The organism is Pseudomonas paeninsulae (assembly GCF_035621475.1).
GTDB lineage: Bacteria > Pseudomonadota > Gammaproteobacteria > Pseudomonadales > Pseudomonadaceae > Aquipseudomonas > Aquipseudomonas paeninsulae.
The window spans coordinates 3,322,597-3,345,950 of record NZ_CP141799.1 but is presented as its reverse complement, the minus strand read 5'-3'; the positions used below and the strand labels follow the sequence as shown (position 1 = coordinate 3,345,950).

The following is a 23,354-nucleotide window of genomic DNA, read 5'->3' as shown; positions in this document are numbered from 1 at the left end:
AGAGGCAATGGCCGAGCACATCAAGCTGCTGACCGAAGACCTGAGACGACTCATAGAGAAGGAAAAGAAGGACTGAATTTCAAGCACAAAAAAGCCGGTGGCTAGACCGGCTTCTTCACAACAAGGAACGGTACGGATGATAAACCAGCAGCCCGAAACGAGCAACACGCTACCCGCGCCACGCTTTGCGCTGAGCGAAAACGTAGCGCCGATTCACGCAGACACCCAGCTTGCCGCCATCCGCCACTGGCTGGAAGCAGGCAAATCAATCACCGCAGGGGAGGCCCTTAGCGCCTTCTCCTGCTTTCGCCTGGCCGCCCGTATCAATGAGCTGCGCAATCGCGGCCTGTCAGTCAGCAGCCGCCTGGTGCCGGTCGTGAATGCCGAGGGCAAGACTGTCCGCGTGGCTGAGTACAGCCTGGGGGGCGGCGAGTGAATTTTTATCCATTCCACCCGGGCGACTACATGCTCAGGACGGCGCACCTCGACCCGCTTGAAGACGTGGCCTATCGCCGCCTGATCGACCTGTACTACATCAACGAGCAGCGACTGGAGGGCACGCCAGAGCAGCTGGCGCGGGTTATTCGCATGAAGGCTCACGTCGAGGAAGTGGCGGCCGTCCTTGCTGAGTTTTTCGTCGCGTCCGACAACAGCTGGATGCACGGCCACTGCGAAGAGGTGATCGAGCAGTACCAGGTAAAAGCCAAGCTGGCGTCGGATAACGGCAAGCGAGGCGGGCGGCCGAAGAAGGCCGGCGCTAACCCAGAAACAACCCAACCCTTTGCAGAAAATAACCCAACCCTTAACCCACCCTTTCAATCCGCTAACCCAGAAAAAAGCGGACGTGAAGCTAACCAAGAACCAATAACCAATAACCAAATAGATCAAAAACCCTTGTCGCCAACTTCGTCGGCAACGGGGACTTCGAAGCCGCCCAAGTTCAACCCGCTCACCGCCAAGCCAGCCAACGTGTCTGCTGATGCGTGGGCTGACTGGTGCGCCCATCGCAAGAAATCCGGGATGACAGAAAAAGCCTGCGAGCTGATCGCCAAAAAGCTAGCCGGCCATCACGACCCTGACGCAGTCCTGCATCACTCGATTGAGAACGGCTGGACTCGATTACTCCCGGAGCACATCACGCATGAAAACGGCACACCAGCTCGCGCAACAGGTCGTCTCTCCGCAGTCGATCAAGTCAAGCAAGCCATTGCAGAACGAGAAGCCCGCTCAATCCGAGAAGTTGCCACAAACCCTAATCGACAAGCTCTGGCTGAAAATGACAGAGATGTACGGGCACCGCTGGACGGCGAGTTTCGGCATGTCGGCTGATCACTCTCACGCCTGGGCGTCGGTGCTTGGCGGGATCACTGGCCAGCAGATCGCTGTAGGGCTGAATGCGCTAGTGATCAGTGCCGAGAAGTGGCCGCCGACTGCGCCGGAGTTCCGCGGGCTGTGCATCGCCGCGCCAACCGCCGAAAGCCTCGGCCTGCCCACCGAAGACCAGGCCTACGCCGAAGCCTGCCGCAAGTCGCACCCATCCGCAGCGGGCGCCAAGTGGTCGCATGAGGCGGTGTATCACGCGGCCACCGAAACCGGCTTTTTCAACCTGACCGCCCTGCCGATGGACGCCAGCCGGAAGCTGTTCTGCCGCAACTACGCCATCACCGTGCGGCTGCTGATCGAAGGCAAGCCGCTGAAGGCGATGCCGCTGGCCCTGCCGGAGAAGGTCGACGGTCGAGTCACTGAAGAGGGCGCGAAAGCCGGATTGAGCGCGCTGCGCAAAGCCCTTGCCAAGCCATCAACCGCCGAGCTTCCACCCCACCTCGCCCATCTGCAGAAGGACAGCAGTCATGCATAACCAATCCGACAACCTCGACGTCGCAACCGAATACACCCAGGCCGTGACTGACGCGATAGTCGCCAAGCATGCCCAGGCGATGCGTGAGGCCGAATCTCGCCCCAGCCTGACCGAGTGCCAGGAGTGTGACGAATCAATCCCGGAGGCACGCCAGCGGGCCGTTAAAGGGGTGCAGCTGTGCGTGCCGTGCGCAGAGTTGGCAGCGTTACGCCTGAGCGGGGTGCCGCGCCGTGGATAACTCGAAGCTGAAGGCGTTGCTTGAGAACGAAATCAAGCTCTACGAAGACGACGGCATCAATGGGTGGGCCGAGGCAGACCGGGAGCTGTGCGAGTACCTGGGCGACGAAGGCTTCAGCAAGACCATCCTGGCCCTGATCGCCGAGAACGAGCGGCTTGGGCGGTTTGAGAATGCCTACACCGAGTGGAGTGACAAAACCGAATGGGTGCAGGCGTCGGCAGAGCCTCGCGACCTCGGAAAGCACCGAGCTGACGTGCTTAAGGCGCGAATTGACCAACTCCGCGCCCAGCGCGACCTGCTGCTTGAGGCTGCCGTACTGGATGCAGAAAGCATCGACACGATCAGGGCCGAGTGCGAGGCGCTGCGCAAGGACGGTCCAAGACTGGCGTTCCTGATGCAGGACATTGATGGGTTCATGTCAGGGTCGCTAGATCGCTACGACCACACCGCGAGCGTGATGGCTGAGCGTGAAAACATGGCAGAGCCAACGCCCGCCGATGAACTGGAAGGGTTCCGTCGCTGTATTGACGGCGCCATGACCAAGGAGGGCCAGGCCAATGGCTGAGCGCAAACCCAAGCCGATGCCGGTCTACCTGGTGCTTCGCCGCCTGATCGACCCCGCGACCGGCAAAGAGGTGGCCGCCTTCGTCGCCGCCTCGGATGCCGATCGATCACTGCTCCGTGAGCGCGATTACAAGCTCAACGCGAAGATCCGCGCCGAACTGAAGCAACCGCGCAACCCGCGCTTCAACGGCCTGGTGCATGGCCTGGGCCGGGTGCTGACGCAGAACATCGACCGATTCAGCGGCAAGCAGTCGCATGAGGCGATCAAGGCGCTGCAACTGGAGTCGGGCGTGTACTGCGATCAGGAGGCGTTCGATATTCCAGGGCTGGGCAAGCTGACCCGCCAGACCCCGAAAAGCCTCAGCTATGACTCGATGGGTGAGGAGGTCTTTCAAGACTTCTGGCGGCAGTGCTGCGCGTACCTGGTGGCGACCGACTGGCCGTCACTGACCGAAGAGCGATTGACCGAAATGGCCGAATTTGAAGCGTTTAAGGAGGCGGCATGAAGCGATTTTTCAACGGCCTGATCTGCCTGTTGCGCGGCTGCCGCCTGGAGCCAGTGACCAAAACCCGCGTGCGCCTGGGCGACGAATGCCTGGCCCTGCATGTCTGCGCCCGCTGCGGTGTCAGCCACTACACAAGCGAGGCCGCACAATGATCTGGCAGCAGATGAGCCAGTACCGCATCGAGTCGCCCGAGGGCTACATCATCAGTAAATCCAAGTACGCCGAAGAGCACATCTACGTGGCCCGGGCGCCGAAAGCCGTCGGCTATCTGTACTCAGGCAAGGACGGCAAGGCGGCAAAGGCGGCATGTGACAAGCATCTGCAGGGGGTGGCGGCATGAGCCTCCCCACCAAGCAACCCAAGCCAAAGACCTGCAAAAACCCAGCCTGCGCCGGCAAGTTCATCCCGCAACGCCTCGGCCAGGCGGTATGCGGTCCGCGGTGCGCCATAGTCGAGGCCAAGCAGCCGGCAAACCAGAAGAAGGCGCGCGTTGCCATCGAGCAGCGCGAGCGGCGTGAAGTCAAGGCGCGCAAGGAGGCACTGAAAACCCACGGCGATTATGTGGGGGAGGCTACCAGCGCAGTGCAGGCATATCGCAGGGTTTACGAGCTATCAATCGGCAGTGGGTGCATGAGCTGCGGCAAGACCCAGGCCCAGGTGCAAGCAGATCAGGGATGGAAAACGGGCGGCGCCTGGGATGGCGGCCACTTCCTCGGCAAGGGCGCACGGCCCGAGCTGCGCCTGGTCGAGCAAAACATCTGGCTGCAATGCAAGGGCTGCAACGGCGGTTCAGCCAAGTACGCGCGCAAGGGTGAGTCAGTGGCCAACGGCTTCCGCGCAGGTCTGATCGAGCGAATCGGCCTGGAGGCTGTCGAGGCGCTGGAAGCTGACCACATGCCGCGCAAGCCCGCCACCGAAGAGCTGAAGACCATTACGGCCGAGTACCGCGCCAAGCTGCGCGAGCTGAAGAAGGTGACGGCATGACGCCAGAACTGCAGGCCGTAATGGTCTTCGTTTCCGCATTTGCTCAGGTATTCCTGTTGGGACTGAACAGCAAGCTACTGCGCGACGACAAGATCGCACCGGGCTTCGTGGTCAGCTGGATGATCACCTTGGCGCAGTTCGCCTACATATGGGCCGTGGCCCACGCGAGCATCGATACCGCGCCGTTCCTGGTCATTTCCGGCCTTGGCGGGTCACTTGGGATCACCGCTGCGCAGTATTTCTACCGCTGGTACGACCGCAAATTTCATCGAAAAGGGGAACAGGCATGACCGATACGAAGCCATCCAACCCGAAGGATCTCGTAGGCAGCGGAAAATTGCCCATCCACCTCTGGCCAGCGACCGCGACCGCGCTGGGCAGCCTGGGCCTGCTCGACGGCATGATGAAATACGGGCGGTCGAACTTCAGGGCAGTCGGGGTGCGTGCCTCTATCTACTTCGACGCCGCGAATCGCCACCTGAATGCCTGGTTCGAGGGGGAGAACGCCGACCCGGATAGCGGCCTGCCGCACCTGGCTCATGCTCTGGCCTGCCTGGCCATCATTGTCGACGCCGAGGCGGCCGGCAAGCTCACCGACGACCGCATGCACCCCGGCGGATACCGCAAGCTGCTCACCGAGCTGACGCCGCACGTGGCACGCCTGAAGGACATGCACGCCGGCAAGTCGCCCAAGCATTACACCATCGACACGAAAGCAGAGGGGAACGCCTGATGGTTGCGCGCAAACACGATGACGAAGCGATAAAGCAGGCCCTTATTGGGCGCACGGTGACCGAGGCGGCCGAAATGCTCGGCCTGCACGAGCGCAACCTGTATGTGCACAAGGCGCGACTGGCCCGCCAGGGCTGGAGCCCTGAGCACGATATGTCGCATGCGGTACCGGACGGCTTCCACCTCAAGGGTACGTCGACGCTGTACAAGGACGGCGCCCCGGTCATGCAGTGGGTCAAGTCGAGCATTGACCACGAACGCCAGCGCGAGTTGTTCCAGCAGGCCGCCTGGGCGATGGCCGCGGCCCTGCCGCAAGTTGGCCCGGCAGCCGGCCCGGACATCACCCTGCCGCACCTCATGGCGGTCTACCCGATCGGTGACGCCCACATCGGCATGCGCGCATGGGGCGAAGAAACCCAGGGCGAGAGCTGGGACATGACCGAGGCGGTGCGCGTGCAGTGCGGGGCGATGGCGGCATTGGTCGAACTGGCTCCTGCTGCCGACCAGGCGGTGATCATCAACCTCGGCGACTGGCTGCACGCCGACAACATGGAAGGCATGACCAGTCGCTCGGGTCACGTCATGGACCTGGATGGCCGTTACGCCAAGATGATCGACGTCGGCATGATGGTGATGCGCCAGTGCATCACCTCGGCGCTGCGCAAGCACAAGACCGTGCGGGTGATCAACGTAGTCGGCAATCACGACGACACCGGGGCGCTATGGATGAGTGTGGCCCTGCGGCACACCTACGAAAACGAGCCGCGCGTACTGATCGACAAGTCGCCGGCCGCCTTCCACTACATCGAGCACGGCAAGGTGCTGATCGGCACGCACCACGGGCACACCTGCAAGGCTGAGCGCCTGCCTGGCGTAATGGCGGCCGACCAAGCGCAGGCGTGGGGGCGCACCGAGCACCGCTACTGGTATCTCGGCCACGTGCATCACCAGAGCGTCAAGGAATACGCTGGGGTCACGGTGGAGAGCTTCAACACCCTGACCGCCAAAGACGCCTATGCAGCGTTCGGCGGCTATCGGGCGCGGCAGAACATGAAATGCATTGTCCTGCATGGCGAGCACGGGGAAGTCGCACGGCACACCGTCAGTCCGAACATGCTGAGCAGCATCTGAATCACCTGGGGAGGGAAGGCCATGCAACAGCTCGACACTGAGTACATGCTGCAAGAGTGGGGTATTTGGCTGCGCGTACAGGCTGGCGTGCCGGGGTACGTCTCGCCAACTAGAGCACTGATGCGCGACAACGTGCAGGTCGAAAGAAGTCCAGACCCATGCATTACCGACGAACTGGCACTGCTGATCGATGGCAAGGTGTGTCGCCTTTACACTAGATATGAGGACGCGGGCATAGCGCTGTGGAACTACTACCGCCACCAGGGCATGAGTTACCGCCGCCTCGGCCTGCTAATGACCAAGGAGCTCGGCAAGACGATCACCCATGTACGGGCTCAGGAGCTGGTAATGATCGGGTCGGCATGGATCGACGCCGCGGTGTGCCATTACGAGGAAGCGGCGTAACTGTTCAAATATCCACGCTGGATATATTGACAGTGGATTACACGCGCTGTACCTTTATCCCCATCTTGCGGTTTTACCGCTTCAAAGCCCCAGCCTAACCGCCGGGGCTTTTTCGTTTCTACTCCGCCGCCTCCCTGGCTGCTCCTTGGCCGCTCACACCGGCCTTTTTTATTCCTGAATATCGGCACCCGCGCCCACCTCTTTGCTCCGAGCGGATGGTGGTGCAGTGCGGTGCCGGTTCTAACTGCTGGAGATGCGCATGAGTCAGGCCGCCCACGATACGCTGGTCGAAGCCGCCAAGGCTGCCCCAGCCGTGGGCGTTGCGCTCACTGGTGCGACTGGCGCGATCGACTGGTCGACCGTCTCCTACATGATCGTGTCGCTGTACACCGTGCTGCAGATCGTTCTGCTGCTGCCTAAGTACCGGGGCTGGCTGCAGTCATGGCGCAAGACGCCGTGAAGATGATCCCCGAGGCCAGGCAGTGGTATCGGCTCTGGTCGGTGCGCCTGGCTGTGCTGAGTGCTGCGCTGTCTGCATGCGAGGCACTGATTCCGATCTGGCAACCGCATATGCCGGGCGGTGTGTTCGCTGCCCTGGCTACCGTGGTCGGTGTTGCGGCAGCGGTGGCACGCACCGTCAAGCAAGAGAGCCTGCGAGGTGAGGTATGAGCTGGCTAATCCCCTGCACCCTGTTCGCCCTGGCCTATCTGGCCTGGCGCTGGTCGTGGACTGCTGACCTGTGGATGCATGCAGTCGGCCGATTCGTGCTGGCCTGCTCATTGCTGAGCTGGGCGGTGGTGGCTGCGGTAGTGGCGCTGGTGGCGGGGTGACCTCACGGTCAAGCCCATACGGCCAGCGCTGGAAGAATGCGCGCGTGCAGTTCCTCACGGTCAACTACCGCTGCGTGATGTGCCTGGCCAGTGGGGTGAGCACATGGCTCAGCCCTGATAGCCCCAACGCCATCGTTGACCACAAGACCCCGCACAAGCTCAAGGCCGCGATTGATAGTGGCGACCCTGTGCGTATCACTGAAGCGCAGCGCCTGTTCTGGGATCGGAAGAACTGGCAGGCGCTCTGTAAGCGCTGTCACGACTCGACCAAGCAGAGGCTGGAGAAGTCCGGCGAGTTCGGGTGCGACGCATCAGGAGTACCACTCAGCGGCGCCCACCATTGGCGCTGACAGGGGGAGGGGGAGGGCAAAAGTCCAGGAAATCCACTTCTCGAACGACGGGGGGTGCCAATCTTTCACTAATCGCAACAATTTAGGTAAACGCCATGGCCGAGCGCGGACGCAGATCTGTCGCCTCGCTGGCCGTTGCTACGCCTGTCGGAATCGACTCCAGGCTGTCGCCGCCATCGACATTGACGGCGGCACAAAAGGCCGAATGGGTCTGTGTCGTTAACTCCAGGCCCGCCGAATGGTTCGGCCCCGAGAACGCCGCGATGCTGGTTCAGTATTGCCGGCACAAGATCCAGGCCGACCTGATCGCCCAGCAGCTTGAGGCTTTTGACCCTGGCTGGCTGGCTGATGATGACGGGCTGAAAAGATTCGACAAGCTCGGCGCCATGCTTGAGCGCGAGACGCGAACCATCAACGCGCTGATGCGCTCCATGCGACTGACGCAGCAAAGTCTATACAACGCCAAGAGCGCTAGCACAGCGAGCCAGGGCGGTAAGGGGCGTAAACCATGGCAGCTCGAAAACGAGTAAGCCGAGGCGAGCGCAACACCCGATGGATCGAGCACCACTGCTGCATACCCGAAGGCAAGATGGTCGGCCAGCGCGTCAAGCTGACCAAGCACCAGCGGCGCTGGATCAAGCGGATCTACGACAGCCCTACCCGCACGTTCATCCTGTCGATGGCACGCAAGAACGCCAAGACCGCACTGAGCGCCTTTATCGTGCTGCTTCACTTGTGTGGCCCCGAGGCGCGACCCAACTCGCAGCTGTACAGCGCGGCGCAGTCACGCGACCAGGCGGCCATCCTGTTCGAGCTGGCCGCCAAGGTGGTGCGGATGAGCCCCGACCTGTCGCAGTATGTGAACATCCGCGACACGGCAAAAGAGCTGCTCTGCGGTGAGCTGGGCACCTTCTTTAAGGCGCTCAGCGCTGACGCCGCCACCAAGTTCGGCCTGTCGCCGGCCCTGGTGATCCACGACGAATTAGGCCAAGTCATTGGTCCGCGCTCGCAGTTGTTTGAGGCGCTTGAGACGGCCAGCGCTGCACAGGAAAACCCGCTCTCGATCATCATCAGCACCCAGGCGCCGACTGACGCTGACCTGCTGAGCTTGCTGATTGACGACGCGCTGACCGGAGCAGATCCACGCAACAAGGTCGAGCTGTGCAGCGCGCCGCTCGACCTTGACCCGTTCAGCCTAAAGGCCATCAAAGCTGCAAACCCGCACTTTGAAGACTTCATGAACAAAGAGGAAGTGCTGCGCCAGGCCTCAGACGCTAAGCGCCTGCCGAGCCGGGAGCCGGCATTTCGCAACTTGATTTTGAACCAGCGCGTCGAGGCCCGCAGCCCGTTTATCAGTCGCTCGATCTGGCAGGAAAACGGCGCAGCGCCTGACGCGCTGGAAGGCAAAGCCCTGTACGGCGGCCTCGACCTGTCGGCGGTCAGCGACTTGACCGCGCTGGTGATGGTCAGCGAGGACGGCGACGTCGACTCGACTTTCTGGCTGCCCGAGGAAGGGCTGGCCGAGAAGTCGCGCAACGACCGGGTGCCGTATGACCAGTGGGCGCGCGATGGCTACCTGCAGGCCTGCCCCGGCCGCGCCATTGAATACGAGTTTGTCGCCGCTCACTTGCGCGAACTGTTCGACCGTTACGACGTGCGCTTGCTTAACTTCGACCGCTACAACATGCGCTTCCTCAAGCCGTGGCTAGAGCGCGCTGGCTTCAGCCCGGAAGAGCTGGAGCGGTTCAAGGAGTTCGGCCAGGGATTTGTCAGTATGTCGCCGGCGCTGCGTGAACTGGAAACCCGGCTACTTGGCAACAAGCTGCGCCACGGCATGCACCCGGTTCTGACCATGTGCGCGGCTAACGCGGTCGCGGTCAATGACCCGGCGGGCGGGCGCAAATTTACCAAGGCGAAAACCACCGGCCGCATCGACGGCATGGTGGCGCTTGCGATGGCCGTATCTGCCGCCAGTGGCGAGCAGGTCGAGCCAACCAATAACGACATATTTATGGTGCTCTGATGCTAGGTTTTGGAAAATCCAAAAAGCTGGAGCAAGACCTCGCCGCGCTCCGTGAAGAGCTGGCGGCGGTAAAAAGCCAGAGCATGACCGGCGACCAGCTATCGGACTTTTTCGGCGCCTCACGGCCATCTGCCGGCGTAGCGGTGACCACGGAAACCGCCAAACGTAGCGCGGCTGTATATGCCTGCTGTCGCCTGATTGCCGGCGCCGTGTCACTGCTGCCGCTGCCGATCTATGAGCGCACCGCTACGGGTGGGCGCAAGAAGGCCGATCATGACCTGTGGTGGCTGCTCAACGAGTCGCCCCATCAAACGCTGACCGCCTGCTCGTTTTGGGAATGGATGGTCTCGTCCATGCTGATGCGCGGCGACGGCCTGGCGCAGATCATTCGCGACCGCAACGGCCGGCCGCTTGGCTTGATGCCGCTGCCGCGCGAGTGCGTGCAGATTGAGAGCCGTGACGGCCAGCTGGTTTACTATGTCAGCGATGCAAAAAGCCAGTACGGCCTGTTTGCCGATGACGTGCTGCACTTCGCCGGCTACGGCTTCAACGGCGTACAAGGCGAGTCAGTGATCCGCTACGCCGCGCGCCAGGCTGTCAGTACCGCCCTGGCCGCCGACGAGTTCAGTGGCGAGTTCTTCGCCAACGGCGCAACGCCCTCGGTAGTCATTACCTACCCGGAAGGCGTGGCCCCGACTGCCGACCAGCAAGACCACCTGCGCAGCCAGTTCGACGAGAAGCACACCGGCAGCGGCAAGCGGCACAAACCCCTGCTGCTGGTCAACGGCGGCAAGGTCGAGCCGGTCAGCCTGACCGCGGGTGATGCCCAGCTGCTGGAGACCCGCAAGTTCCAGGTGATTGAGATCGCCCGCGCCTTCGGGGTGCCGCCGCACATGGTTGGCGAGACTTCGGCCTCTACCAGCTGGGGCAGCGGCATCGAGCAAATGTCCATTGGCTTCGTGCGCTACACCCTCGGGCCACACCTGCGCCGCATAGAGCAGGAGCTTAACCGCAAGTTATGGCCGCGATCGATGCGCTACTTCGTCGAGTTCAACCGTGACGGCCTGCTGGCTGGCGACTCCAAGACCGAAGCCGAAGTGCTCGGCAAGTCGCTGGGCGGTCCAGGCACGCAGGGCTGGATGACCGTTAACGAAGTGCGCCGACTCAAGAACCTGCCCCCTGTTGAGGGCGGCGACTCCATCCAATTCACTAGCGAGGCGCCGGCAGATGAAACTGTTGCAGCTGATCCAGAGCAACCTGCAGAGCAAGCGTGAAACCCGCATCGAGCAATCGGGGCGTGAGGCCACGGTGTACCTCTACGACATTATCGGCGAAGACTGGTTCGGCGGTGTTGCCGCCAAGGACTTCGTGCCGACCCTGAACGCCATGGACGTGGACACCATCCACCTGCGCATCAATAGCCCGGGCGGTGACGTGTTCGATGGTCGCGCCATGGCCAACGCCCTGCGCAATCACAAGGCCCGCGTGGTCGCCCACATCGACGGCCAGGCCGCCAGTGCCGCGACCTATGTCGCCCTGGCGGCGGATGAAGTGGAAATCGCCGAGGGCGGTTTCTTCATGATCCACAACGCCTGGACCATGGCCATGGGCAACGCTGACGACTTCGACAAGTCGTCAGCGTTGCTGCGCAAGATCGACGCCAGCATTGTGGCCGACTACCAACGCAAGACCGGCAAGGACGCCGAGCAGATCGCCCAGTGGATGCAGGACACCACCTGGTTTACCGCCGAGGACGCCCTGGCCAATGGCTTCGTTGACCGCATCAGCCAAGGTCAGAAGGCCGCCAGGAACCACTGGAACCTGGCCGCCTACGACAACGCCCCGGCCGCACTGACCGCTGCCGCAGAACCCGAGCCCGAGATTGACCGCGCCGCCCTGGAGCGCCGGTTATCTCTGCTGGAACGAATCGCGCCATAGGCCTCGCGCCTCGCGACCCACAACCCGCATTTAGCGGGTTTTTTTATGCATGAGGAAAAAGACCCATGAGTATTCAAGCACTGCGCGAGCGCCGCAATGGTATGGCCATCGAGGCGCGCAAGCTGCTGGACGACACCAAGGACAAGGCCTGGAGCACCGAGAACCAGACCCAGTACGACAGCCTGACCGGCCAGATCAACGACCTCGACGCCCGCGTTGATCGCGAGCAGAAGCTGATTGACCTGGCGGCCGAAGAGCGCCATCAGAACCGCGATCCGGTCGGCGGCAAGCGTCAGACCGAAGACCTGCTGGCTGACATCGGCATCTTTGACACCTGGATGCGTCGCGGTGACCGCGGCTTCAATGCCGAGCAGGCGCAGAAGTTCCACAACACCATGAGCACCACCACTGGCGCCGAGGGTGGTTTCAGTGTGCCGGCTGAAGTCTCCAGCCGCCTGATCGCCTCGCTGAAAGCCTTCGGCGGCATGCGTGCAGTGGCCGAGCTGCTGACTACTGCCAATGGCGTGGCGCTGAGCTTCCCATCCAGCGACGGCACCACTGAGGTCGGCGAGATTCTGGCCGAGAACGCCCAGGCAACCGGCAGCGATCCGACCTTCGGCACCGTTGGCTTGAACGTGTTCAAGTACAGCTCCAAGATCATCACCGTGCCGATTGAGTTGCTGCAAGACAGCACCATCGATATCGAGGCCTTCGTCCGCGCGCGCATCATCGAGCGCATCGGCCGCATCACCAACCAACACTTCACCACTGGCACCGGCTCCGGCCAGCCGTTCGGCATCGTCACCCGCTCGGCGGCGGGCAAGGTCGGCACCACTGGCCAGACTACCAGCGTCATCTTTGACGACCTGGTCGACCTGCTGGAGTCGGTGGATGACGCCTATCAGGCCGGCAATTGCCGCTTCATGTTCCCGCAGTCGGTGCGCAAGGTCATGCGCAAGCTGAAGGACACTGCCGGCCGTCCAATCTGGACGCCTGGATATGAGGCTGGCATCACTGCGGGCGCCCCGGATCTGCTGCTGGGCAAGTCGGTGGTGATCAACAACGACATGCCGGCGCCGGCCGCCAACGCCAAGTCGATCGTCTACGGCGACCTGTCCAAGTACATCATCCGCGATGCTATGGCGGTGAACCTGATGCGCTTCGATGACTCGGTCTACGCCTCCAAGGGCCAGGTCGGCTTCCTCGCGTTCATGCGCTCGGGCGGCAACCTGGTGGACACTGCTGCGGTCAAGCACTACCAGCACTCCGCGACCTAAGTCAGACGGGCGGGCTCCGGCCCGCCCTTTCTCAAGGAGGCCTTATGGCTGCCAAGAAAGACCGCACGCAGGTCCGGGTACTGGCTGATGCGCTGATCGATGGCGTGAGCTATCGCAGCAATCAGCGGGTGACGTTTCCCGCCGACCTCGCGCAACAACTCAAGGACGCCGGCCTGGTGGATGACCACAAGGACGCACTGGCCTACTGCGCCACGCTCGGCGCTGCTGCTATCGATCACACGGGGGCTTGAGCATGGGGCTGCAATTGATCACTGGGCCGGCGACTTTGCCGGTGGATATCGTGCTGGCGCGGGATCACCTGCGCATCGATGGCGAAGAGCAGGACGCCGCCATCACCCAGCTGATCAAGGTGGCCACCGCTCACGCCCAGCAACTGACCGGCCGCGCCCTGATCACTCAGCGCTGGCGCCTGGTTCTCGATGGTTTTCCCCGTCACGCGCTGCGCCTACCGCTGCCGCCCCTGCAAAGCGTGGAAAGCATCACCTATTTAGACGTGGACGGCGCCGAGCAGACGCTTGATCCGGCCGTCTACAGCGTCAACCCGACCGGCCTGGTGGGGCAGATTACCCCGGCCTATGGCCAGGCGTGGCCCGCTACCCGCGCCGAAGCCATGGCCGTGGCGGTGGAGTTCACCTGCGGCTATACCGCCGTGCCGGATGATATTCAGGCGGCAATGCTGTTGCTGATCGGCAGCCTCGACCAGTACCACGAAGATGTGATCACCGGCACCATCGCCACTCAGTTACCTTATGGTGCGCGCGTGCTGCTGTCGCCCTACGTTATCCCGAGCCAGCCATGAGGCTCGGCAACCTCAACCAGCGCGCCGAGATCCTGAGCCAGGCCGCCGACCTGTCGGTGGTCGAGCACGGTGCGCGCTGGGTCGGCATTCGCGCCAAGGAAGCCGGCGACGTGCCTGCCGCTGCTGGCCTGCGCACTCGCGCAATGATCGAGGTGCGCGCCCGCTTCAGCGATCTACTGACGGCTGGCCGCTACCTACGCAATGGCTCACGCCTGCTGCACATCACCAGCGCCCGCGACCCGATGGGCGACCGCGCCGAGCTGGTGTTGAGTTGTGACGAGCTGGTCGGTGAGGTTGCCGAGTACCGCCCCGACGGCGGCGCGCCTGTTGCCTGCCGCGTACACCTGACCCAGCAGGCGCCCTACCTGGACGACCTGGGCCAGGTCACTGACTACCGCACCAAGGCCGAAGCGGCCTTGATCGAAGTCGGCCGCCCGCAGGTCGATGATCAGCTGATGGTCGGCGCGCAGCTGTACAGCGTCACCGCCTACGCCGACGAGTCGGATGATGGCGTGGTGCGCGGCCTGTGGCTGGCGGCGATCTGATGCAAGTCAATGTGCAGTTCAAGGGCCTGGAGCTGGCCAAGGCGCGACTGGCTGAGCTTGGCCGCACGGTCGAGCCGGTATTGCGTGGCGCCCTGAACACCACGGCAACCAAGGCGCGCAGCGACCGTTACATTAAACCGTTACGTGGAACGATCAAGGGCGCCAGGGTGCGCCGGGCAATGAAGGTCAAGCGGGCCGGCAAGCGCCGCAGCGATGCACGGGTGATCCCGTCCAGCTCGGGCATCCCGGTACTGGAGTACGCCGGCTGGGGCTTCGATCCCATCGACGCAACCCGCGCGCGGGTATGGGTGCGCTCGCCCAGCGGCAAGAAGATCGCCGCGGGCTTCGTCAACCCGTCGTCAGCCAAGAAGCAGCCGCTCTCTACCCGCAGCAGCAAGACCGCCGCCAGAGGCAAAACCTACACCTACAAGCGCGCGCTCGGCGCCGCCAGCGGCCCAAGCGCCGCCTACTGGTTCAAGCAGCTAAGCGGCAACGACACCATCCGCTGGGTGAATGTTTTCCTCCGGCAAGAATTTGAAAAGCGCATGCGCAAAGAGGTCGCCAAGGGCATCCGATGACCAGAGCAACCGAGCTGTCTGCCGCCATCAGGGCGCGCCTGGAGCAGATAAGTCCAGAGAACGGCTACCACACTGACCTAAAGGCAGTGCTGGAGTTCCGCCCCGCTAAGGACTCCCAGCCTGCCCCGTTCGCGCTGCTGCGCTGGGTGGAGGACCGTACCGATAGCCGCCGCCTGCGCGATGCCTTGCGCTCGCGAGACTACATCGTTCGCGGCGTATTCAGCCGCACCGCGACCCTTGCCGACCTGGAGCGCTTCCATTACGACGTGCTGCGCTCTCTAGGGTGGGGTGGTGGTGTGTTTGACCGGCCGTTGCCGGGCGATGTCCTTAGCGACAGCGCGGAGATTGAAGAGGCAGAGGATGGCAGCGGCCATCGCGTAATCACCATCACCCTTGAAGCCCGGTACGCCGAGCCATACGCATAACCTGGGCGCAGCCCATAGGAGACACCATGAGCGACCTTTACACCCAGTTGAACTATGGCCAAGTTTACATCGTGCCGTATGGCTCAAGCCTGTCGGCGTACCCGTTAGGGCCGATGGATAACGTGAGTATGAGCTCAGAGCTTGACGAGATCACTCGGAAAGACCCGCGCACCCTCAGTAACTCGGAACTGGACGGCGTCAGTCGTCCGTCTGGCGGCACGCTGACCGGCGACCTGCTGGAGCTGCCGCCCGAGACGCTTACCGCGCTGCTGGCTGGCACGCGAACCGAGGTGCCAACCGGCACCAATACCGACGAAGTGCGTACGGCGATGCCGGGCCGAACGTCCATGACTGCCCGCCTGCCGCTGGCGATCACCTCGATCAAGAGCAGCGACGACCTCACCACCTACGTGGCTGGTACCGACTACGTGAAGATGGCGGGCGGGGTGCGCTGGCTGGCTGGCGGCCAACTGGCTACCGATGTCGCCGCCGCGACCGCTGACGCGGATGGGCACAAGAGCGTGCCGGTAAAAATCACCTACACCTTCCCTAAGTCCAGCTTGATTGAGGCGTTCAAGAAAGGCCGCCAGTTCTACAAGGTGTTCGTCAACACCGTGAACGAGGCTGGCCAACTCAATGGCCGCCGCGTTACTTTCCACCGCGCGCGGATGGCGCTGACTGGTGACTTGCCGCTGATCAACCGTGACAGCTTCGCCGAGATCGGCGTCACCTTCACTCTATCCGAAGACCCTGACCGCTTCGGCATGGATGAGTCGGCGCTGATGACGTGGGAAGAAGAGATCATCGAATAACCCGGTGATACACTCCCTCCTTATCACTAGGGAGGGAGTCCACATGCGGAAATTAATCATGGTTCTGGCTGCTGCTGTACTGGCCAGCCAGGCGCACGCGGCGTCGGTTATGAAGTGCGTGGACGCGGCCGGCAAGGTCACGTTCGTGCAAAACGCTAACTGTCCGCGCGGCAATACACTGAGCGACATGGTAAGCGCGCACAACGCCGCGCCATCCGGCAGTTCCGCATCGTCCCGGATGGCAGCCCCAAGCAAGCCAAGGGCGCAGAGATCCAAGGGTCAGTCGTTTGTTGTGGTCGGTGAGCAGCCTGCGCCTGTAGCGGCGGCCCCAGCGCCTGTTGCTGACACTGCGCCTCGCGGCGTTGCGCCAAGGCCGAACAATCAGCCGTGCATCAAGATTGTCGAGCGAATTGTGACTAGCTCGCAAAAGCGCAAGGATGGCGGCTTTTCAAGTCGCGCGAGGATGGTAAAAATCCCCGTCGCCTGCTGAAACAGCTGCCCGCACACAAGCCCGCTTCGGCGGGTTTTTTATTACCTGGAGATTGGCATGTCCGAATTGCAGATCCTGTTCCCTGAGCCGGTGACGGTCGGGGTAATGGGCCGTGCCGTGCAGATTCTGCCGGTCAAGCTGCGCCACTTTGAGCGCTACGGCAAAGCCGCCAGCGCCCTGGTGGAGCTGTTCGCCACGGCCAGCGTGCAACAGATCAACCGCTACGCCGCAACGCACAGCAAAGAGCTGCGCGGCCTGCTGCGCGTGACCACCAGCCTTAACCGCTGGCAGCTGTGGCGCCTGCCGTCGACGGTGGCCGTGCAACTGCTCGCCGAGGTGGTGCGAGTGAACTCTGGTTTTTTCGGCGAAGCCCTGCCGGCAATGGTAAGGGCGCTGAGTGGGGAACTGTCGTCCAGCGACTGATTGGCGCCGGGCACTCTGTGGGGGCTGTGCGCGACTACAGCCTGGCGCAGATCGAAACCTATCTGTCCGCCATTGACCAAGAAGACCGCGCCCGCAACCGTCTTGCAATGATCGTCGCCCGTGCCGCCCAGGCCGAAGGCAAGCAATTCAGCAAAATATTGAAGGAGTTCAGCTAATGGCCAGCAAAGTCACCACACAGCTGGTCATCGACGGCAAGAACAACTCGAAGGCTGCGTTCAACGAGGTCAACAAGCAGCTCGACAGCATGAACACCAAGATCGAGTCGGCAGGGGTCGCGCTGAAAGGCTTGATCAGTGTCGCGGTGCTGCAGCGCGCGGCGGCCGAGTACGCCAACCTGGCCGACCAGGGCAAGCTGATCGAAACTCGACTCAAGCTGGCGACAAAATCACAGGAAGAGTTCAACAGGGCTGCTACCGAGGTTCGCCGGATCGCCAACGAGAACGGCGCCGCATTAACCCCCGTTGTTCAGCTGTATTCCCGCCTGGCGCCAGTCATGCGCGAGGCTGGACGCAGCCAGGAGGACATTCTCAAGGTGACCGAGGCGGTTTCAAAATCCCTGCGTATCTCCGGGGCGTCAACCGCAGAAGCCACCAGTACGCTGATTCAGTTCTCGCAGGCTATGGGCTCCGGCGTGTTGCGTGGTGAAGAGTTCAACGCCTTGGCCGAGAACTCGCCGCGACTACTGCAGGCGCTGGCGGACAGCCTGGGCGTGCCAACTGGCGCGCTGCGCGACATGGCCAAAGCGGGCGAGCTCACCTCGGACGTGCTGGCCAATGCGCTGATTGAGCAGCTGCCCAAGCTGGCCAAGGAGGCCGAGGCGTTCGGCGACACCTTCGGCACGGCCAGCCAGCGCCTACAGAATGCTGCGCTGGATCTGGTCGGCGCATTCGACAAGCTGACCGGCACGTCGGAGCGAGCAACCAAGGCAATGGTGAGCGCCGCCGAGGCCATCAGCGGCTTGGCGGCGAACGACAAGCCGCTGCAGAACACGCTGAAATTGCTAGAGGAAGTCGCCGCGCTCACCCCTCTCGTCGGCCTGTATAAGGTCATCACTGACCCGCTCAAAGAGTCGCTAAAGCAAGGTAGGGAGGGCGCAGAGCAGGAGAAGTCCCAGCACGAATACCGCGAGGGTTTATTCGCCCTGCACGCAAAAGAAATGCAAGTGCTTCGCGCCAGGGATGTTGCCGACCTGAAGTCGTCCCAGGAGGAAATGGCCAAGGCCGCAAAGAAAGGAACTGCCGCCCTAGTCTCTGCCGAGAAAAAAGCCAACAGCGAACTCAAGAAGATCCGCGACGAGCGGCTGGACATCGATAAACGCTACCAAGAGGCGCTGGCCGGGCTGAATGGCGACGGCGAGGCGTCGTATGGCGGCGCTCAGGCGCTAAAGGTCGGCGCTCGCCAGGCGCTGCAAAATGGTGACATCGCGGGGGCGCAGGCGCAGGCGCAGGCCGCGCTGAAGATGCTGCAGGATCTAGCTGCGGCCGGCGAGAACACCTACGGCTTCGGCGGCTTTATCAAGGAACTGCAAGCCATTGAGCTGGCCGCCAACGATATCGAGCAGACCAACGCCGAGGACAAGCTGAAGGCAATCAAGGCGGAAATGCTCGACGTACAGACCAAGGCTGCCGCACTGAAAGACATGCAAGTCAGCCTAAAGATGGACGACACGGCACTCGCCGCAGTCAAGAAGGCCATCGACGACCTGGCCAGCACCAAGGTAATGATCGAAGTCGGCGCGCAATACGATTTCAGCACGCCCTATACCATGGTCGACCCTGGCCCGGAGCCGCAAGGCTTCGCCACGGGCGGCCACGTCCGCGGCCCCGGCAGCGGCACCAGCGACAGCATCATGGCGCGCCTGAGTAACGGCGAGTACGTCATGCGCGCCGCCGCGGTTAAGCAGTACGGCACCACCATGCTCGACAAGATGAACGGCCTGCACATGCCGCGCTTTGCCGACGGCGGGCTGGTCAGTGCCGCCATGAGCGCGCCCGGCGCACAGCCCGGCCGCGACCTCGGTCGCGTCGACCTGAATATCGGCGGCGAGAAGATCGGCCTGCTGGCCGATGGTGACCAGTTCGACCGCATCCTCAAACGTACCGCCGTCAAATTCGGCCGCACCCGCTAATCGGAGCCACCCATGTCGCAACCCCAACTCATGCTCGGCGGCGTGCCGATCGTACTGCATGCCGGTGCGCCGGTATTGAGTGACGACCCGATAGGCGCTGAACACCTGCACCGTATGAGTGATGGCGCCGGCATCAAAGCGACCTTATGGGAGCGGGCGGCCGGGTCTATCAGTGCCCAGGGCTGGATGCCGCCAGGCCTTGGCGCGCTGGACTACAGCCAGCCGCTGGAATTTCGCTCAACCCAGGTCGACAACATGATCAGCGCCGACCTGGTGTTCACCCTGCCCAGCACGCCGCGCCCGGACCAAGCGCCCTGGGCCTTTGCCTTGGTTGGTGACGAGTGGCTGCCGGCGGCCTGCAGTACCGTCGACGGCGAGGTCACCGTAACGGCCGTGACCGGCGCGAGCCTGTATCAAGTGGCCTGGATGCCGGTCTATAGCGTGTTCGCCTCGCGTCCAGCCAGGGGCTACGACTCCGGCGCTGGCGCTCATAGCTGGTCGATGGCCTGGGAAGAAGCCTGATGGCGCTCAATAGCTCGGCGCTGAATGGCGTCACGCTCAACGGCTCCAGTGCGCGCGCTTTCCGTGCGCCGGACTACGTGCTGCGCGGCATTGGCTACCGCTGGCGCCTGCGCCTCACCGTGGGCGGCGTAGACCTGACGGCGCAGCTAACCGGCAGTGTCGACGTGGATCGGGAGGAAGGCGCCGCGGGCGTCGGCGGCTTTACCCTGTACTTGCCGCCCGGGCCAGTGGTGCCGACCGACTGGATCGGCAAAGCCGTCAGCCTCGATTACATCAGCACCACGGCCGGCATCACCACCGAGGCCCGTCGCTATACCGGCGTGATCATCAGCCCGACCTGGAACCCGACCACCCGCCTCTTGTCGTGCGAATGCAGCGACCAACTGCAGCAGCGGGTCGAGGCCAAGACCATTGCCGATATCGATACGCTGGCTGGCGGCTACTGGTCGGCGGACGTGTTCGAGCTGACCGATGGCCGCAGTCATTGGGACTATGCGATCGAGCGCCTGAGCACCATCCCGGTCAGCCTGGATTGCTCGCCGGCTGGTGATCTGCGCGTGACCAGCTGGTATGCCGCCGCGCCGCACTTCGTCTTCGGCCCCGGCACCACGCTCGATCAAAGCCTGGGCCTGGATCTGGCGCCACTGAGCAACATGACCAGCCGGGTCGAGATTGAATTCAGCTACCGTTATTCGCGACTGTGGCAGCGCAACCAGCGCTACACCTGGCAGCACCCGGAGACGGGAACCAGCACCGGCAACAGCGGGTTCTGCGCATGGCGCGGCTTCCCCAGCGAGCTACCGACCGTCGAAATGGTGGAAGATGCGGCCGCCGGCAAAGGTCAGGCGATCATCAATCCGATCTACTACCGCCTGCCACTGACTGCGGTCGACCCCTGCGGCGACGGAACGGCGTGGATCAACAATTTCCCTGATCTATTGCTGGGCGCGGCATGGACCGGCGTTCGGCGCTATGCGCAGGCCGTCACCGAGACCTACAGCCTGGTGCTGGCTACGGCCGCCGGGGAAAGCGCAGACGGGCGTATTGTGCAGCGTGCCAGCTATTCCTTTGAAGTCGAGGACGATGCCGCTGAGGCCTGGGAAGCCGACCCAATCACTGACGGCGAGAGCGGCGCCGTCGACCTGGTAGACGAAGCCCGCCGATCCGCCGCGATCAACGTCGCACTGCGCATCGGTCAGACTGAAATCATCGCCGCCCACCGCGAGACCCTGATCAGCTGGGCCGTGCCGACCAGTATGGCCATGGGCGTGGACCTGATCCACACCCTGGAGATCACCAGTCAGGGCGTCACCGCGCGCGGCAAGTGTCGGCGCATCACTGACAGCTTCGACCTGGCCAGCGGCAGCGCCATCACCACCTTGACCATCGCCGTGATGCGCGGTGGCGGTGCCAGTGATCCGCTGACCCTGCCGGCCATGCTCGGCACTGGCGTGGTCGGCGCCGAGGACTCGGGCGACGGGCTGATTATGCCGACCCAGCTGTCCGGCTGGCTGCTGCCGCCCTACGACGAAAACATCCTGGGCTTCAGCGGCAACAACGACGCAGGCGGCGGCACGGAAACCTTCCCGCGAGATTTGAACATTCCGCTGGACGAGATCCCGGCCGATGAGCGCGACGAAAACAAACTCACCGCCGAAACGCTGTACCGCGTCGGCATCCCTAACGACCCACTGGAGCTGTAGCCATGGCCACTCTGCAGGAGCAACGCCAAGCCATCGCCAGCGGCATGGCCGCCCGCCGCGCCCCGACTGGCGAGGCTGAGCGCAAGGCCACGGGCCAGCGCATCATCGAAGAGCGCACCGGTAAATCGGTAGTCGATGACCTCAACAAGCTGACCCAGCCGGTCAGGCAGCGCCGTCCACTCAAGACGATTCAGTCGGTCGGTGCCATCCCGGCCACCACTAGCCGCAGCAGCTACAAGGAGCCAGCCGCTACCACTGGCGGCATCGCCAGTCCGCTGACGGAAAAGACCAAGGTAGCCGCCGGCAAGACCGTGCCCGACAACGAGCTATGGCCCGCCGGCTACCCCAGCAGCGACGGCCTGTTTGTGCTGCCAGCATTTAAAACCCAGCGTTTCACCGATGCCAATGGCGCCGAGGTGGTGCTGGAGTTTGCCAACCCTGCATGGGTTGCAGTGTGAGTGCGCCGGTATGGGGCGTGCCTTGGCATGGCAAAGTGCAGGGCGGCGTGCTGACCTTGCCGAATGCCGCGACCATGCCATGGTGGCAGCCGCCCGCTGATCCGGCGCACGCCGACATTAGCGGCTACACCTTTGCCCAGCGGCTGCCTGGCGCGCCTGAGGTGCTGCGCAGCGAGACCGAGCTAGCCGCCGATACGCTGGCGGGACGTGAGTGGCGCGACCAGTTCATCGTGGGCGGCACCTACGCCAACGCCGCTATCCACGGGACAAAAGCTGGTGGCTGGATCTACCCTGCAGACGACGGCACGCGCTGGCTGTGCACGGCCCTGCGCGACCATATATTCCTCCAAGGCGCCTCGCTGAGCATGAGCTTCCAGTTGCGCCGCTTTGGTGATTTTGCCGCCGCGCCAGTCACGGTGCCGGTGAGCGTTGCCATCACCGCCAGCGCTATGGGGCAGCTCACGCCGGGCCTGAGCGGCGTGAGCTCCTACCACGCGACAGTCGAGGACATTGCCGCAGATGGTCGCTCGGCCATTGTCATGCTGTATGCCGACGGCGTTAAGGCCTGGCCTGTGGGTTTTTTGTTGCTGACCTTGACCGGCAGCCCAGGCACCACGCTTGCCGTGACCCTGACCCGCTTGCGCTCGCGCAGCGAGACCCTTGGCGTGGCGACCGGCACGAATGGAGTAGCCGCGCACAGCAAGCAAGAGACAGCCGGCCGGTCGGCATCCGTGCTGGAGGATCACACCGGCAGCGCGCCGGCCTGTGGCTATATCGATGACGTCAAAGAGTCGATTATTTACTACAGCGGCTTTGCGCAGGGCCGGCTCGGCACGGACGACCGCGGGGTGTCGGCGCGGATTGTCGCCATGCTGTTTCATGCCGGCACACCTACCCCGGTGACGCTGGACGTAAGCGGCAGTTACGTGACCAATGACGCACCGATCAAGGTGACGGCCATCGAAGGTCAGCATATCTACCGCCGCGTCTTTGCGGCATCTGGTGGCTCCTGCTTCGAGGCCAGTGCCGGCGTGGTGGGCAATGCTTCGTACACCGAGGAATACCACGGGGCCTGCATCTACAGCCGCACCCTCACGCTCAGTTATGCCGGAGCTTCGGTCAGTTTCACCGAGTCGCGGGAGTTCTCGCGCCACTCCACAAAGGCCTGGGCCGGGCAGGCCTGGGGTAGCTATGGCGGCCAATGGCGCGATGATTCAGACGTGCGTTCCGGCACGGTTAGTGAGATCCGGCGCCTCGAAGGCGCGCCCACATACACCTACGAAATCAGCGGCGATATATGGCGCAGCAATTTGGTGCCGACCATGGCGCTGACCTTCGATCAATACAAGCGGCCGACCGACACGATCAACGTATTCGGGGTGGTGCGCTTGTCTAATAACATTCTGGCGCTGACGGCCGCCAACCCCTACACCGGCGAAAAGGTCATCAAGCCGCTGTGCCCGGCAGGCGCATTGCCGCCGCACGCCACCACGATGTCGGAGCCGACCACCTACAGCGCCTACAACCCGGTCACGGGTGAAGCTGCGCTATTTGCTGACACGCCAGTAAGCTGGACATAGCCAGGAGTCATCC

General features: G+C 63.1%; 36 protein-coding genes. All 36 read left to right on the top strand.

From position 1 onward, the window contains the following. The first annotated feature begins 136 nt into the window (after positions 1 to 136). The 36 genes from VCJ09_RS15315 (at position 137) to VCJ09_RS15140 (ending at position 23,341) form a co-directional block, all read left to right on the top strand. Positions 137 to 436 (top strand): helix-turn-helix domain-containing protein, encoded by a 300-nt coding sequence (locus tag VCJ09_RS15315; protein ID WP_324731003.1) that lies wholly within the window; start codon positions 137 to 139, stop codon positions 434 to 436. Further along, positions 433 to 1,329: a YdaU family protein gene (locus tag VCJ09_RS15310; RefSeq protein WP_324731002.1), complete on the top strand. Its 897-nt coding sequence runs from the start codon at positions 433 to 435 to the stop codon at positions 1,327 to 1,329. The genes VCJ09_RS15315 and VCJ09_RS15310 overlap by 4 nt, the downstream gene beginning before the upstream one ends. Further along, positions 1,319 to 1,858, top strand: coding sequence for a replication protein P (locus VCJ09_RS15305; RefSeq protein ID WP_324731001.1), 540 nt, complete (start codon positions 1,319 to 1,321; stop codon positions 1,856 to 1,858). Before VCJ09_RS15310 ends, VCJ09_RS15305 begins: the two co-directional genes overlap by 11 nt. Next, on the top strand, positions 1,851 to 2,096 hold the full coding sequence (locus tag VCJ09_RS15300; RefSeq protein ID WP_324731000.1) for a TraR/DksA C4-type zinc finger protein: 246 nt from the start codon (positions 1,851 to 1,853) through the stop codon (positions 2,094 to 2,096). Before VCJ09_RS15305 ends, VCJ09_RS15300 begins: the two co-directional genes overlap by 8 nt. Continuing rightward, positions 2,089 to 2,661, top strand: coding sequence for a hypothetical protein (locus VCJ09_RS15295; RefSeq protein WP_324730999.1), 573 nt, complete (start codon positions 2,089 to 2,091; stop codon positions 2,659 to 2,661). Before VCJ09_RS15300 ends, VCJ09_RS15295 begins: the two co-directional genes overlap by 8 nt. Next, the gene (locus VCJ09_RS15290) at positions 2,654 to 3,166 is read left to right on the top strand and encodes a hypothetical protein (protein WP_324730998.1); all 513 of its coding nucleotides are present in this window, start codon (positions 2,654 to 2,656) and stop codon (positions 3,164 to 3,166) included. Before VCJ09_RS15295 ends, VCJ09_RS15290 begins: the two co-directional genes overlap by 8 nt. Further along, positions 3,163 to 3,318, top strand: a complete 156-nt coding sequence (locus VCJ09_RS15285) for a hypothetical protein (RefSeq protein ID WP_324730997.1) — start codon at positions 3,163 to 3,165, stop codon at positions 3,316 to 3,318. Before VCJ09_RS15290 ends, VCJ09_RS15285 begins: the two co-directional genes overlap by 4 nt. Then, the gene (locus VCJ09_RS15280) at positions 3,315 to 3,506 is read left to right on the top strand and encodes a hypothetical protein (RefSeq protein WP_324730996.1); all 192 of its coding nucleotides are present in this window, start codon (positions 3,315 to 3,317) and stop codon (positions 3,504 to 3,506) included. The genes VCJ09_RS15285 and VCJ09_RS15280 overlap by 4 nt, the downstream gene beginning before the upstream one ends. Further along, the gene (locus VCJ09_RS15275) at positions 3,503 to 4,150 is read left to right on the top strand and encodes a recombination protein NinG (RefSeq protein WP_324730995.1); all 648 of its coding nucleotides are present in this window, start codon (positions 3,503 to 3,505) and stop codon (positions 4,148 to 4,150) included. The genes VCJ09_RS15280 and VCJ09_RS15275 overlap by 4 nt, the downstream gene beginning before the upstream one ends. After that, on the top strand, positions 4,147 to 4,440 hold the full coding sequence (locus tag VCJ09_RS15270; protein ID WP_324730994.1) for a hypothetical protein: 294 nt from the start codon (positions 4,147 to 4,149) through the stop codon (positions 4,438 to 4,440). The genes VCJ09_RS15275 and VCJ09_RS15270 overlap by 4 nt, the downstream gene beginning before the upstream one ends. Further along, positions 4,437 to 4,883 (top strand): dATP/dGTP diphosphohydrolase domain-containing protein, encoded by a 447-nt coding sequence (locus tag VCJ09_RS15265; RefSeq protein WP_324730993.1) that lies wholly within the window; start codon positions 4,437 to 4,439, stop codon positions 4,881 to 4,883. The genes VCJ09_RS15270 and VCJ09_RS15265 overlap by 4 nt, the downstream gene beginning before the upstream one ends. After that, positions 4,883 to 6,013, top strand: a complete 1,131-nt coding sequence (locus tag VCJ09_RS15260; protein ID WP_324730992.1) for a helix-turn-helix domain-containing protein — start codon at positions 4,883 to 4,885, stop codon at positions 6,011 to 6,013. Before VCJ09_RS15265 ends, VCJ09_RS15260 begins: the two co-directional genes overlap by 1 nt. 21 nt (positions 6,014 to 6,034) lie before the next feature. Further along, a complete protein-coding gene (locus VCJ09_RS15255; RefSeq protein ID WP_324730991.1) occupies positions 6,035 to 6,418 on the top strand; it encodes a hypothetical protein in 384 nt (127 codons plus the stop codon). 253 nt (positions 6,419 to 6,671) lie between these two features. Beyond that, positions 6,672 to 6,878 (top strand): hypothetical protein, encoded by a 207-nt coding sequence (locus tag VCJ09_RS15250; protein ID WP_324730990.1) that lies wholly within the window; start codon positions 6,672 to 6,674, stop codon positions 6,876 to 6,878. Then, the gene (locus tag VCJ09_RS15245) at positions 6,860 to 7,087 is read left to right on the top strand and encodes a DUF7940 domain-containing protein (RefSeq protein WP_324730989.1); all 228 of its coding nucleotides are present in this window, start codon (positions 6,860 to 6,862) and stop codon (positions 7,085 to 7,087) included. Before VCJ09_RS15250 ends, VCJ09_RS15245 begins: the two co-directional genes overlap by 19 nt. Continuing rightward, positions 7,084 to 7,248 (top strand): hypothetical protein, encoded by a 165-nt coding sequence (locus VCJ09_RS15240; protein ID WP_324730988.1) that lies wholly within the window; start codon positions 7,084 to 7,086, stop codon positions 7,246 to 7,248. Before VCJ09_RS15245 ends, VCJ09_RS15240 begins: the two co-directional genes overlap by 4 nt. After that, a complete protein-coding gene (locus VCJ09_RS15235) occupies positions 7,245 to 7,598 on the top strand; it encodes an HNH endonuclease signature motif containing protein (protein ID WP_324730987.1) in 354 nt (117 codons plus the stop codon). The genes VCJ09_RS15240 and VCJ09_RS15235 overlap by 4 nt, the downstream gene beginning before the upstream one ends. A gap of 95 nt (positions 7,599 to 7,693) precedes the next feature. Continuing rightward, the gene (locus VCJ09_RS15230) at positions 7,694 to 8,128 is read left to right on the top strand and encodes a hypothetical protein (protein ID WP_324730986.1); all 435 of its coding nucleotides are present in this window, start codon (positions 7,694 to 7,696) and stop codon (positions 8,126 to 8,128) included. Beyond that, the gene (locus tag VCJ09_RS15225; protein WP_324730985.1) at positions 8,107 to 9,621 is read left to right on the top strand and encodes a terminase large subunit; all 1,515 of its coding nucleotides are present in this window, start codon (positions 8,107 to 8,109) and stop codon (positions 9,619 to 9,621) included. Before VCJ09_RS15230 ends, VCJ09_RS15225 begins: the two co-directional genes overlap by 22 nt. After that, positions 9,621 to 10,895, top strand: coding sequence for a phage portal protein (locus VCJ09_RS15220; protein ID WP_324730984.1), 1,275 nt, complete (start codon positions 9,621 to 9,623; stop codon positions 10,893 to 10,895). Before VCJ09_RS15225 ends, VCJ09_RS15220 begins: the two co-directional genes overlap by 1 nt. Then, on the top strand, positions 10,849 to 11,559 hold the full coding sequence (locus VCJ09_RS15215; protein WP_324730983.1) for a head maturation protease, ClpP-related: 711 nt from the start codon (positions 10,849 to 10,851) through the stop codon (positions 11,557 to 11,559). Before VCJ09_RS15220 ends, VCJ09_RS15215 begins: the two co-directional genes overlap by 47 nt. 65 nt (positions 11,560 to 11,624) lie before the next feature. Continuing rightward, positions 11,625 to 12,836 carry a phage major capsid protein gene (locus tag VCJ09_RS15210; RefSeq protein WP_324730982.1) on the top strand — a complete coding sequence of 404 codons (1,212 nt, stop codon included), beginning with the start codon at positions 11,625 to 11,627 and terminating at the stop codon, positions 12,834 to 12,836. Between the two features lie 44 nt (positions 12,837 to 12,880). Further along, a complete protein-coding gene (locus VCJ09_RS15205) occupies positions 12,881 to 13,087 on the top strand; it encodes a hypothetical protein (protein ID WP_324730981.1) in 207 nt (68 codons plus the stop codon). Between the two features lie 2 nt (positions 13,088 to 13,089). After that, a complete protein-coding gene (locus VCJ09_RS15200) occupies positions 13,090 to 13,656 on the top strand; it encodes a head-tail connector protein (protein ID WP_324730980.1) in 567 nt (188 codons plus the stop codon). Then, entirely contained in the window at positions 13,653 to 14,201 is a 549-nt protein-coding gene (locus tag VCJ09_RS15195; protein ID WP_324730979.1) for a head-tail adaptor protein, read from the top strand. The genes VCJ09_RS15200 and VCJ09_RS15195 overlap by 4 nt, the downstream gene beginning before the upstream one ends. After that, complete coding sequence (locus VCJ09_RS15190; RefSeq protein ID WP_324730978.1) at positions 14,201 to 14,779, top strand: hypothetical protein; 579 nt, start codon at positions 14,201 to 14,203, stop codon at positions 14,777 to 14,779. The genes VCJ09_RS15195 and VCJ09_RS15190 overlap by 1 nt, the downstream gene beginning before the upstream one ends. After that, positions 14,776 to 15,204 (top strand): hypothetical protein, encoded by a 429-nt coding sequence (locus tag VCJ09_RS15185; RefSeq protein ID WP_324730977.1) that lies wholly within the window; start codon positions 14,776 to 14,778, stop codon positions 15,202 to 15,204. The genes VCJ09_RS15190 and VCJ09_RS15185 overlap by 4 nt, the downstream gene beginning before the upstream one ends. 26 nt (positions 15,205 to 15,230) lie before the next feature. Further along, the gene (locus VCJ09_RS15180; protein WP_324730976.1) at positions 15,231 to 16,016 is read left to right on the top strand and encodes a phage tail tube protein; all 786 of its coding nucleotides are present in this window, start codon (positions 15,231 to 15,233) and stop codon (positions 16,014 to 16,016) included. Between the two features lie 43 nt (positions 16,017 to 16,059). Further along, positions 16,060 to 16,506: a hypothetical protein gene (locus tag VCJ09_RS15175; protein WP_324730974.1), complete on the top strand. Its 447-nt coding sequence runs from the start codon at positions 16,060 to 16,062 to the stop codon at positions 16,504 to 16,506. Positions 16,507 to 16,563: 57 nt separating this feature from the next. Further along, positions 16,564 to 16,929 carry a hypothetical protein gene (locus tag VCJ09_RS15170; RefSeq protein WP_324730973.1) on the top strand — a complete coding sequence of 122 codons (366 nt, stop codon included), beginning with the start codon at positions 16,564 to 16,566 and terminating at the stop codon, positions 16,927 to 16,929. A gap of 26 nt (positions 16,930 to 16,955) precedes the next feature. Continuing rightward, the gene (locus VCJ09_RS15165) at positions 16,956 to 17,105 is read left to right on the top strand and encodes a hypothetical protein (protein ID WP_324730972.1); all 150 of its coding nucleotides are present in this window, start codon (positions 16,956 to 16,958) and stop codon (positions 17,103 to 17,105) included. Beyond that, positions 17,105 to 19,078 (top strand): tape measure protein, encoded by a 1,974-nt coding sequence (locus tag VCJ09_RS15160; protein WP_324730971.1) that lies wholly within the window; start codon positions 17,105 to 17,107, stop codon positions 19,076 to 19,078. Before VCJ09_RS15165 ends, VCJ09_RS15160 begins: the two co-directional genes overlap by 1 nt. A 12-nt stretch (positions 19,079 to 19,090) precedes the next feature. After that, a complete protein-coding gene (locus VCJ09_RS15155; RefSeq protein ID WP_324730970.1) occupies positions 19,091 to 19,600 on the top strand; it encodes a hypothetical protein in 510 nt (169 codons plus the stop codon). Next, on the top strand, positions 19,600 to 21,303 hold the full coding sequence (locus VCJ09_RS15150) for a hypothetical protein (RefSeq protein WP_324730969.1): 1,704 nt from the start codon (positions 19,600 to 19,602) through the stop codon (positions 21,301 to 21,303). Before VCJ09_RS15155 ends, VCJ09_RS15150 begins: the two co-directional genes overlap by 1 nt. Before the next feature lie 2 nt (positions 21,304 to 21,305). Continuing rightward, positions 21,306 to 21,761, top strand: a complete 456-nt coding sequence (locus VCJ09_RS15145) for a hypothetical protein (RefSeq protein ID WP_324730968.1) — start codon at positions 21,306 to 21,308, stop codon at positions 21,759 to 21,761. Beyond that, positions 21,758 to 23,341, top strand: a complete 1,584-nt coding sequence (locus tag VCJ09_RS15140) for a hypothetical protein (RefSeq protein ID WP_324730967.1) — start codon at positions 21,758 to 21,760, stop codon at positions 23,339 to 23,341. The genes VCJ09_RS15145 and VCJ09_RS15140 overlap by 4 nt, the downstream gene beginning before the upstream one ends. Positions 23,342 to 23,354: the final 13 nt, after the last annotated feature.